The organism is Alteromonas confluentis (genome assembly GCF_001757105.1).
Classification (GTDB): domain Bacteria; phylum Pseudomonadota; class Gammaproteobacteria; order Enterobacterales; family Alteromonadaceae; genus Alteromonas; species Alteromonas confluentis.
This window is the reverse complement of sequence record NZ_MDHN01000010.1, coordinates 239111-249810: the sequence shown is the minus strand read 5'-3', so window position 1 is coordinate 249810 and position 10700 is coordinate 239111. Positions and strand designations below refer to the sequence as shown.

The window sequence follows — 10700 nt, the reverse complement described above, 5'->3', positions numbered from 1 at the left end:
TAATGCCAGTCAGTTAAGCTGACTGGCTTTTTTCTTTGTGGGGTATTTAGTCGGTTTTTTCCTCACCGCTCTTGGGTAATATCTGTCTGGACGTTTGTCGGGCAACCTCATCATTCTCAGAGATTCCATCAGATATTCATAGTGAACGGGCAGCTTAGTAACGGTTTCCGGAATGGTTGACAGGAAGAATACAATAATGTGTCTCATGCATAAGCCGAAGCTGAGTCGGGACGGAGATAGCTCCGGCATATCTTTGACAGCATCCAGCATCATCATTCGAATCAGGTTGTAGGCGAGTAATAGCCCCCAGAGCTCCTGTCGTACCATCTCCGGCTTCTTGCTTCGGAGTGTCAGTTTTGCCTGATGCATCGTTTGTTTCATTTCCCTGAAGCCCAGCTCTATTTCCCAGCGTTGAACATACACATCGACAACTTCGTCATAGGGAAACTGTAGCGCATTGACCATTGAACTAAGCACACGGTAAGTCTTTCCATCGACTTCATAGCTGGTCAATCTCGCTTCGAGGGTCTCAGGTAAGCCACTAAATTTTTTTCTGGCCTGGGGCGAGGTTTTCAGTGTGACAACAGCATCATGGTCGCTTAGTTGATGCTTTACTGTGTACTGTAAATCTTTACGAGCAGGCAGCATCCAGTGGGTATTCACACCTTTAGTCATCCATAGATGGAGTAATCCCAACGAGTAATATCCTCTGTCAAAGAGAGTCAGGGAGTTATCTGGCACCGAAGGAACAAGGCGCTCTGCAAGTGACATCTCGCCGACATCACGACTGTCGAATTCACTGGCTAATAGAAGATGGCTGGACGTTTCCATCAGGCTGCACATGCGTACCTGCGGATAAGGATTATCACCTTTAGCATTCCGGTCACAACCAAATGTATCAAGATTCTCATTGGTATCCTGCGCACGGAACATCACACCATCAACCGCCAGGACATTTAAACCACACCACTGTTCAAAGGCATACTCTCCAAATGCTCGCTGTGCCATTAACTTAAAGACGTGACCGACAGCTTCCTCCCCCAGTCGTTGCCGGGCTTGCACCACCGCACTGGGCGCAACAAAGCGGTTTTTACCCGGCAGCGAAACATCGAGTTTATTCGCGACATCCCAGACAGGGTCGTTACGGAAGAGGCTCATTCCCACAATCGTAAAAACGACGGAATCCAGCGGCAACCGGCGACGTCTGACGGTCGCTACACCCGATAAATCATAAGCTTGCTGGAGCAGTTCAGGGTCAACAAAAGACATGAGCTTATCAATAGTATTCAAATCTTCAGCATGACTGAATGTTTCATCGAGGTTGGAAAGTAAAGGCATAAAAAAATCCGATATCAGAAACTGATATCGGATTTTGAAGCCTTTAAAAGATCGGTCAACCGATCATGAAAATATTCTTAACTGATCGGCATTACGGCTTTCGCCGGGTTTTTTATTTGGTGTGCGGTAAATTGAGAAGGCACCGCAGAAAATGGAGCATAAAAAAGGCTTTCTACCGACTGCCTCAAAGCAGTAAAAAGCCCTTTGGAATGCTTTATTGAATTTTAACGTTCAGGTTCTTCTACAACACCAATGTTTTCCGCGTGCAGGCCCTTAGGACCTTGCTGTACATCAAACGTTACTTCCTGGCCTGCTTTCAGAGAACGATATCCTTCCATTTGGATGGTTGAGTAGTGAGCAAAAATATCTTCACCACCATCTTCCGGAACGATAAATCCAAATCCTTTAGCATTGTTAAACCATTTAACTTTACCAACCGCCATACATCGACTTCCTCTTAATCCTTGAACTCATAATACAATGCCCCCACTATAGATGTTGGGAACACGATGGATATTCGCGTCACTCGAATATCCATAGTTAAAACTGTAGATATTTTAACCATTGCATGTCAAGCGTAAATTAAAGATTATTTATTTGCAAAAAAATCAGCTAATCTGCGCTAAGGCACTATTATTGTACTATGAGTAAAGACAACGCGATCAGTATAGACCGAGAAAAAGAACGCTTGGCGGAACGTCAGAAGACGCAGCCGCCTCCGATGTATAAAGTGTTGTTAAACAACGACGATTACACGCCAATGGACTTCGTGGTCGAAGTACTCATGCATTTTTTTAATATGGATGCTGAGAAGGCCAATCAAACTATGCTCACTGTTCACTATCAGGGACGAGCCGTTTGTGGCATATATACTGCAGAGATTGCAGAAACCAAAGTGATGCAGGTCAATCAGCACGCGCGTAAGCATCAACACCCGCTTATGTGCACCATGGAACAGGCATAAGTCTATTAACAGAGGGCGAGCGATATGTTGAATAAAGAGTTAGAGCAAACGCTGAACGAAGCTTTCGTGTTTGCCAGAGAACATCGTCACGAATTCATGACGGTAGAGCATTTGTTGCTGGCGCTGATGGATAATTCTGCTGCCCGGGATGCACTCAAGGCTTGTGGTGCAAACATCGAGCAAATCAAAGCTGAACTCATCGAATTCGTCAAAGACACTACGCCGCTCATTATGGACGAGCAAGCTAATGAGCGAGAGACCCAGCCGACTTTAGGCTTCCAGCGCGTACTTCAGCGCGCAGTTTTCCATGTTCAGTCTTCAGGTAAAGACGAAGTGACAGGCGCCAACGTCCTAGTCGCCATTTTCTCAGAACAAGAATCTCAGGCGGTTTACATTCTTAAACGTGCAGACGTAACCCGTCTGGATGTGGTGAACTACATTAGCCATGGCGTAAGCAAAAGCGACGACGAGAGTCCTGCTGGTGCTGAAAACAACGAAGAAATGGCTGAAGGGGAAGAGTCTGGTTCTGCGCTTAGCAAATATTCTACTGATCTGAACCGTCAGGCGAAAGACGGCAAGATCGACCCACTCATCGGTCGCGATGCCGAAGTGGAGCGCACTATTCAAATTCTGTGTCGTCGCCGTAAAAACAACCCGCTGCTGGTGGGTGAGGCCGGCGTGGGTAAAACGGCTATTGCCGAAGGTTTAGCTTACCGCATCGTTAACGAAGACGTGCCGGATGTGATTGCTGAAAGTACCGTGTATTCACTGGACTTAGGTGGTCTGCTTGCGGGTACTAAATACCGTGGCGATTTTGAAAAACGTCTGAAAGCGATTCTTAAAGAATTGAGTAAAGACGAGCACGCTATTTTGTTCATTGATGAAATCCACACCATCATTGGTGCTGGTGCGGCATCCGGTGGTGTCATGGACGCATCTAATCTGCTGAAACCCAAACTGAGTTCTGGTGAACTGCGTTGTATCGGTTCTACGACCTACCAGGAATATCAGGGCATTTTTGAAAAAGATAGAGCACTGGCTCGTCGTTTCCAGAAAGTCGACGTGACGGAGCCCTCAGTGAGCGATACGACGAAGATCTTGCTTGGTCTGAAGTCTCGCTATGAAGAGCATCACAGCGTGCGCTTTACGCAGAAAGCGTTGCAAGCGGCGGCAGAACTATCAGCGAAGTACATCAACGAACGTCATTTGCCTGATAAGGCCATTGACGTGATGGATGAAGCCGGTGCGAGCCAGCGTTTATTGCCAGCATCACGCCGTAAGAAAACCATCAATGTGGCTGACATTGAGCAAATCATTGCCAAGATGGCGCGCATACCAGAAAAATCAGTTTCTGCATCAGACCGTCAGGCACTGAAACATCTGGGACGCGACTTGAAAATGGTGGTGTTTGGTCAGGACAAAGCCATTGAAACCCTCACAGACGCGATTCATTTGTCACGTGCCGGTCTCGGCAGTGAAGAAAAGCCAATTGGTAGCTTCCTGTTTGCCGGTCCTACGGGTGTAGGTAAAACCGAGGTGACGCAGCAGTTAGCAAAAATTATGGGCGTTGAGCTGGTACGTTTCGATATGTCTGAGTACATGGAACGTCACGCGGTAAGCCGTCTTATTGGTGCGCCTCCGGGTTATGTGGGCTTTGATCAGGGCGGTTTGCTGACTGACGCGGTTATTAAAAATCCGTATTCAGTGGTCTTGCTTGATGAAATCGAGAAAGCGCATAGCGATATTTATAACATCCTGCTGCAGGTGATGGACCACGGTACACTGACAGACAACAACGGTCGTAAAGTGGATTTCCGTAACGTGGTATTGGTAATGACAACCAACGCCGGCGTGCAGGAAACCGTGCGTAAGTCTATCGGCTTTAAGCAACAAGACCATAGCCACGATGCAATGTCGGAAATCAATAAGGTGTTTACACCAGAATTCCGTAACCGTCTTGACGGTATCATCTGGTTTAATCACTTGGGTACCGACGTTATTCTGCAGGTGGTTGATAAGTTCTTGGTGGAACTGGAAGCGCAACTCGATACCAAAGGCGTGTCGTTTGAAGTGACACCTGCTGCCCGAGCTTATCTGGCAGAAAAGGGTTACGACAAGTCAATGGGTGCTCGTCCAATGTCACGCCTCATCAAAGAGGAAGTGAAGAAAGAGTTAGCCAACGAATTGTTATTTGGTGAACTCAGCAAAGGCGGCAGTGTGAAAGTTGACCTTGGCGAAGATAAACTGGAGTTTTCTTTCTCTGGTGCCGAAGCGCCTAATGAAGAGGCTGAGTCGAACTAATCGGTTCAGCGGTTTCAGTTTTCTTTAAAGATCCAAATAAAAAGCCCGATGAATGTCATCGGGCTTTTTTAATAAGATTCTACAGACTACTGAGTATTATCTTGCACGGTAGACGATACGGCCTTTAGTCAGATCGTATGGCGTCATCTCCACGGTTACTTTGTCACCGGTCAGAATGCGGATATAGTTCTTGCGCATTTTGCCGGAGATGTGGGCAGTCACAACGTGACCGTTCTCAAGTTCAACGCGGAATTGTGTACTAGGAAGTGTGTCAACCACTGTTCCTTCCATTTCGATAGAATCTTCTTTTGCCATGTAAAGCAATTACCTCAGTAAGTCAAAATTTTGCCGCGCAGACATTAACCAATAAAAGCGCGCGTGTAAAGGGCTCAGGCCCTTTTTGAGCTGAATTTCTGCCATTTCATGTCGAACAAGCGCTCGTGAGGCAGAAATTTTGATTTGTAATTCATTTTTGTGCAGTCATCTATTTGATAACCCAAATAGAGATACTGACGATCTTCAGACTGCCCATGCATTATTTGCTGCATGATCATCCATGTACCCATGGAAGCCGCAGCCAGTTCCGGCGCAAAAAATGTGTATAAGGCTGAAAAAGCGCGTTGGTTTTCATCCATGGTGATGTCATCGGTAACGGCAACGGCGACCAGGGTATCGCCGTCCCAGGCTTCAATAAACACGGGCGGGTTCCATTGGCACAAAATAAAGCTATCAAACTGTTCCCGGCTGGGAGGATACATACTGCCATCGGTGTGGCGGGCATTAATATAGCGCTCGTAAAGCGGATAATAACTCTCTGCCGGTGTTCGGGATAATCGGGTTGTCAGGTGGCTGTTACGTTTAAGCACCCGCCGTTGGCTGCGCGATGGCGTAAATTCCGCCACCGGGATACGAATTGACTGACAGGCATCACAGGTAGGGCAGTGGGGACGATAAATTTGATCGCCACTACGTCGGAAACCAGCCTGGATAAGCTGCCCGTAACGATAACTGAGATCTTGCTCAGTTTCTGCGAACACTAACAATTGTTCATTTTTTTGCGGTAAATAACTGCAGGCGAAAGACTGCGTAAGCCCGAACTTCATGGGGTTATATTTCCACCTTGCCAACGGTAACGATATTCGGCAGTAATCCTGCCGTCTTCGTCTAGTGTATCATTATGCTTGCGTAAGCGTTCAATAAATGTGCTTCTAGGCAAGGTTTTCGCGCCTAAACTGGCAAGATGTTCAGTAGGTAATTGACAGTCTATAAACGCCAGTTGATGTTTTTTCATATGGGTGACAAGGGCATACATCGCCAACTTAGACGTGTTGGGTTGAAGGTGAAACATCGATTCACCACAAAAAATTTCACCGATAGCGACGCCGTAGAGGCCGCCAGCAAGATTATTCTGCGCGTCCCATACTTCCACAGAGTGCGCGATGCCGGCTTGGTGCAGTCGCTTATACGCGGTAATCATGTCGTCGACGATCCAGGTTTCAGTGGTTGGCGCATCACTATGCGGGTTCATGCGCGGTATGCTGGCGCACGCTTCTATCACTTCATCAAACGACTGGTTCAGGGTTACGGTATATTGACGGCGATTTGCCAACTTTTTGAGGCTGCGAGAAAGATGAAAATCATCCAATTCTATAATGGCTCGTGGATCGGGCGACCACCAAAGAATCGGTTCATCATCGCTGAACCAGGGAAAAATACCGTTAGAGTACGCGTTAAAAAGTCGGGGCGCATCGAGGGTGGCACCATAAGCAAGTAATCCGTTGGGGTCGGATAGTGCGGTAGATACCGGAGGAAATGGCGTTTCTACGTTGAGATAGGGAAGTTCAATCATCGGCAGATAAGGTGTAGCAAAAGAGAAATGGGCAGCACAAGCTGCCCATTTTCGTATTAACCCTGTTCAGGGCGCATGCCGTCGAGGAATTTCTCGGCATCCAGTGCAGCCATACAGCCTGTACCCGCAGAGGTGATTGCCTGGCGGTAGATGTGGTCGCTCACGTCACCGGCAGCAAAAATACCTTCTACAGATGTCTGTGTGGCGTTGCCTTGTAATCCGCTTTGTACTTTGATGTAGCCATCTTTCATTTCAAGCTGACCTTCAAAGATATCGGTATTCGGCTTGTGGCCGATAGCAATAAACAGACCCATTACATCGATTTCTTCTTTAGCATCAGAGTCGGTGGCTGCAATACGCACTTTCGTTACGCCCATTTCGTCACCGAGTACTTCATCTAACGTGCGGTTGAGGTGCAATACCACATTGCCATTCTCGGCTTTGTCCAACAGGCGTTGCTCAAGAATTTTTTCGCTGCGGAATGAATCACGACGGTGAATAACATGCACTTCCGATGCAATGTTTGACAAATAAAGCGCTTCCTCAACGGCTGTGTTACCACCACCTACAACAGCCACTTTCTGATTACGGTAGAAGAAACCGTCACAGGTTGCGCAGGCTGACACGCCTTTGCCTTTGAATGCTTCTTCAGATTCCATGCCCAGATATTTAGCTGACGCGCCAGTGGCGATGATCAGAGCATCACAGGTATAGGTGCCTGAGTCACCGTAAAGGGTGAACGGACGCTTGCTGAAGTCGGTTTTATTGATGTGGTCGAAAATAATTTCGGTATTAAATTTCTCAGCATGCTTTTGCATACGCACCATTAGATCCGGGCCAGTCAGACCTTCAGGATCGCCTGGCCAGTTCTCAACTTCGGTGGTGGTGGTAAGCTGACCACCTTGCTGAATACCTGTCAGAAGTACAGGTTCAAGGTTTGCTCTGGCTGCATAAACTGCTGCTGAATATCCAGCTGGGCCAGAGCCCAGAATAAGTAGACGGACGTGTCTGCTTTCTGCCATGTTTGTCTCCGTTGCGCAGGGCATAATAGCGCTTATTGCCCTGAAAAAATGATGTTATCTTAATAAGGTCCAATATCGCATATTCAACCTAAATTGAGTATGACTTTTCATTACAACATATGTCTGGGTTGTTACCTGACCTAATTAGTAGGCTATAATAAACCAATCGCAGTGCAATTTAGTATAGAATGCTAATATCCCTGCAACAAAATCCCCGGTTTGCTGTCTTATTCAGCACACCAGCGCCAATGTCAGTGAACGCCGACAACCTGTATGGAGAGTAAGCATGTCACAATCAGTTTTCACGTTACTTCGTGATGGTCAGGATTACATGAATACCTGGCCGGTAAAGCGTGAGCTTTATGCTTTTTTTCCCGAATGCAGAGTGGTGAGCGCGACTAAGCTGGCAATTAAAACCATGCCGCCATTGGCGATTGTCGCCGCAGGCATGATGTTTAACGTGTTAGGCGCAGCCTATCTACCACAAGCGCTAGCTATTGGCCTTTTCTTTATTAGTTTGCCTGTTCAGGGTCTACTCTGGCTAGGACACCGTTCCAATCAGGTTTTACCTCCGCAACTTAAAAGCTGGTACCAGGAGGTACATAGAAAGATGGCGGCGGAAGGCTGCGAATTACAAGCCATGCGCTCACAACCTAAATACCGTGAACTGGCATCAACCCTGAAAACAGCATTTAGCGAATTAGACCGGGTTTTCACGCAAAAGTGGTTCAATTAAAGTTCAGTAAAAGAATAACCGGTGATGTCACCGGTTTTTTTTCGGCCGTTTTTCAGTGATTCGCGCTAAATCTCAACATCTCGCCACAACGGGTACAGCGGTATTGCATGCCTTTGAGCACTTTATTGTGACGCCGAACGGAAAGGTTTATCGTTTGACAGCCGCACTGGTAGGGAAAAGTGCGAATCTTTAAGCCGCTCAGATCAAAATTATGGGTGGTGGAGGGCTCACAGTTGAACACTTCGCGCATTATGGCTTGCCATTCATTGCCGTGAGGTTTTACTTTGCCGAATTTTTGCCAGGTGAGTAGATGACTCACTTCATGGGCGATGACTTCTGCAAAGAAGGCGTCTTTGTTTTCTGCTAGTAGCACAGGGTTAAAGTTAACTCTGTTTTGTTGTAAGAAGGCGGTACCGGCGTTTTTACCACTGCGGCGAAAGCTCACATCTGGCAATGGAAACCGACAGTTAAAAAATTGCTCTGCAATATGAATAAGGCGGTGAACTTCGTCAGTCACCGCCTTTTTATCAGATGAAGTAAGTGCCACGAACTGCTTACTGAACCTTACACTCAAGGCAAAGGATATAAACACCCTTTGGATCGTTAAGGCTAGTCACAGCGTTCACTTCTGTCATCAGGTTTTTAACCATTTTCAATAGCTGGCTATCGCTATCAGCAAATTGCATTTTAGCACCCCATACCAGAGCTTGACCGAAAAACTCTTTCCAGAACATTTCTTGTGGTGACAGAATTCGCTGCACGTAGAAGGTTTCGTAGTTATCTAATTCAGCCATTTCTGCGGCAGAAGCGATGGCGTCATCCAGGTCGCCCAATTCGTCCACCAGGCCGAGCTCTAAAGCCTGGCTACCAATCCAAACACGTCCTTGAGCTATTTTATCTACCGCTTCCGGTGTCATATCTCGATTCTCACCTACCATGGTAATGAACTGGTTATAAGCGCTTTCCACGTTACGCTGTAAGATTTGGCCGAAGCGAGGATCTAGCTCGCGCATGGCTGACATACCCGCAATATCGGTCGATGCCACACCATCCACATTGACACCAAGGTAATCTAGCGAATCTTCAAAGGTCATGAACATGCCAAATACCCCAATAGAACCTGTGATGGTGCTAGGTGATGCAAAGATTTTATCAGCAGGAGCAGAAATCCAATAACCACCTGAAGCGGCGTAGGTGCTCATTGATACAACCACAGGTTTACCCGCAGCTTGAAGCTCGAGCACTTCCTGACGAATAATTTCAGAAGCAAAAGAACTGCCTCCGGGAGAATCAACCTGCATGACCACAGCTTTAACGGTGTCGTCTATGCGCGCCTGACGAAGCAGGGCAGCTGTACTTTCACCGCCAATGGTACCAGCCGGTTGCGTGCCGTCGAGAATTTCACCTTTGGCGACAACAATAGCCACTTTATCATTGTTGTTCTCAATTTTAGGTAGCGGGCGACTTACGGCAGATAGATAAGTACGATAAGGGGTGAAATTAACACCCAATTCATCATCGTTTGTACCAACCAGGTCTACCAATTCCTGACGCACTTGAGAGCGTGTTTTGAGGGCATCAACCCAGCCGTTTTCAAGCGCATATTTTGCGAAGTCAGAATCTGCAGCTTCAAATTTAGCGAGTAGGGCGTCCAGACTTTCATCGAAATTATTGATGTCTACACCACGGGCCGCTGCCACATCGCTTTTGTATTGCTGCCAGTAGGTATCGAGCCAAACACGGTTCGCTTCTTTCGCAGCATCAGACATGTCGTTACGAATGAAGGGTTCAACGGCAGACTTGTAAGTACCGACACGGAAGATGTGGGTCGTCACTTTAAGTTTTTCGAGAAGCTTCTCAAAATACAAGTTGAAACGACCATAGCCTTCAAACATTACCCCACCCATCGGGTTCAGGTAAATGTGGTCGGCATGGGCAGCCAGGTAGTATTGATCTTGACCAAAGTAATCGCCAATGGCGTACACGGGTTTTTCGGCTTTAAAATCATCGATAGCTGCCGCTACCGTACGCAGTTTATCTAAGCCACCACCGCGTAATCCTGATAAATCCAATACCAGCGCTTTTATTCGGTTGTCCTGCTTGGCGTTTTCAAGCACCTTCACCACGTCGCGAACCAGTACTTCCGGATTTTCAGGTTCTTCGCCAAATGCTTCCTGCATAAATTGCGCGAAGGGCTCCACTTGCTCTTTTTCAATAACAAGATTGCCATTGAGTGAAAGTAAGAGTGCGCTGTCGGGTTTAACCTGGACAGGTTTTTCGCCACTGCTAACGGCGATGATTACTGCGATGACGATAACCAGAAAGAAAAGGTTGAAAACCAGTTTCCTTGCGAAATTCAAAACGGTCCACAGACCGACAAATAGTGATTTCGTCCAGCTTCCTTTTGCTGCCATATATCTTTATACCTCAGAAGATGTTTGTTTCATGGTAACCAAACCACGATAGATAGCTAACTTAAATTGTAATGAA

11 protein-coding genes are annotated in these 10700 nt (G+C 47.0%); 3 read left to right on the top strand and 8 right to left on the bottom strand.

What is annotated here, in order from left to right:
* Window positions 1–9: 9 nt before the first annotated feature.
* Window positions 10–1338, bottom strand: a complete 1329-nt coding sequence (locus BFC18_RS05660) for an IS4 family transposase (protein WP_070123693.1) — start codon at window positions 1336–1338, stop codon at window positions 10–12.
* 224 nt (window positions 1339–1562) lie between these two features.
* The gene (gene cspD / locus BFC18_RS05655; protein ID WP_070124267.1) at window positions 1563–1781 is read right to left on the bottom strand and encodes a cold shock domain-containing protein CspD; all 219 of its coding nucleotides are present in this window, start codon (window positions 1779–1781) and stop codon (window positions 1563–1565) included.
* A 200-nt stretch (window positions 1782–1981) separates the two neighbouring features.
* Here cspD and clpS point away from each other — a divergent pair, with 200 nt between their 5' ends.
* A complete protein-coding gene (gene clpS / locus BFC18_RS05650; protein ID WP_070124265.1) occupies window positions 1982–2302 on the top strand; it encodes an ATP-dependent Clp protease adapter ClpS in 321 nt (106 codons plus the stop codon).
* Between the two features lie 24 nt (window positions 2303–2326).
* Complete coding sequence (gene clpA / locus BFC18_RS05645; RefSeq protein ID WP_070124263.1) at window positions 2327–4603, top strand: ATP-dependent Clp protease ATP-binding subunit ClpA; 2277 nt, start codon at window positions 2327–2329, stop codon at window positions 4601–4603.
* Between the two features lie 96 nt (window positions 4604–4699).
* Here clpA and infA read toward each other — a convergent pair whose 3' ends face one another.
* The 4 genes from infA to trxB form a co-directional block, all read right to left on the bottom strand.
* Window positions 4700–4918, bottom strand: a complete 219-nt coding sequence (gene infA / locus BFC18_RS05640) for a translation initiation factor IF-1 (protein WP_070124261.1) — start codon at window positions 4916–4918, stop codon at window positions 4700–4702.
* Between the two features lie 74 nt (window positions 4919–4992).
* Window positions 4993–5706 carry an arginyltransferase gene (locus BFC18_RS05635; protein WP_070124260.1) on the bottom strand — a complete coding sequence of 238 codons (714 nt, stop codon included), beginning with the start codon at window positions 5704–5706 and terminating at the stop codon, window positions 4993–4995.
* On the bottom strand, window positions 5703–6452 hold the full coding sequence (aat, locus tag BFC18_RS05630) for a leucyl/phenylalanyl-tRNA--protein transferase (protein ID WP_070124258.1): 750 nt from the start codon (window positions 6450–6452) through the stop codon (window positions 5703–5705). Before aat ends, BFC18_RS05635 begins: the two co-directional genes overlap by 4 nt.
* A gap of 56 nt (window positions 6453–6508) precedes the next feature.
* Window positions 6509–7474: a thioredoxin-disulfide reductase gene (gene trxB, locus BFC18_RS05625; RefSeq protein WP_070124257.1), complete on the bottom strand. Its 966-nt coding sequence runs from the start codon at window positions 7472–7474 to the stop codon at window positions 6509–6511.
* A 286-nt stretch (window positions 7475–7760) separates the two neighbouring features.
* Here trxB and yfbV point away from each other — a divergent pair, with 286 nt between their 5' ends.
* Window positions 7761–8210 (top strand): terminus macrodomain insulation protein YfbV, encoded by a 450-nt coding sequence (gene yfbV, locus BFC18_RS05620; protein WP_070124255.1) that lies wholly within the window; start codon window positions 7761–7763, stop codon window positions 8208–8210.
* A gap of 52 nt (window positions 8211–8262) precedes the next feature.
* Here yfbV and BFC18_RS05615 read toward each other — a convergent pair whose 3' ends face one another.
* Both BFC18_RS05615 and sppA read right to left on the bottom strand, forming a co-directional pair.
* Complete coding sequence (locus BFC18_RS05615) at window positions 8263–8757, bottom strand: SprT family zinc-dependent metalloprotease (RefSeq protein WP_245680343.1); 495 nt, start codon at window positions 8755–8757, stop codon at window positions 8263–8265.
* 7 nt (window positions 8758–8764) lie between these two features.
* Window positions 8765–10624, bottom strand: coding sequence for a signal peptide peptidase SppA (gene sppA / locus BFC18_RS05610; RefSeq protein WP_070124254.1), 1860 nt, complete (start codon window positions 10622–10624; stop codon window positions 8765–8767).
* Between the last annotated feature and the right edge of the window lie 76 nt (window positions 10625–10700).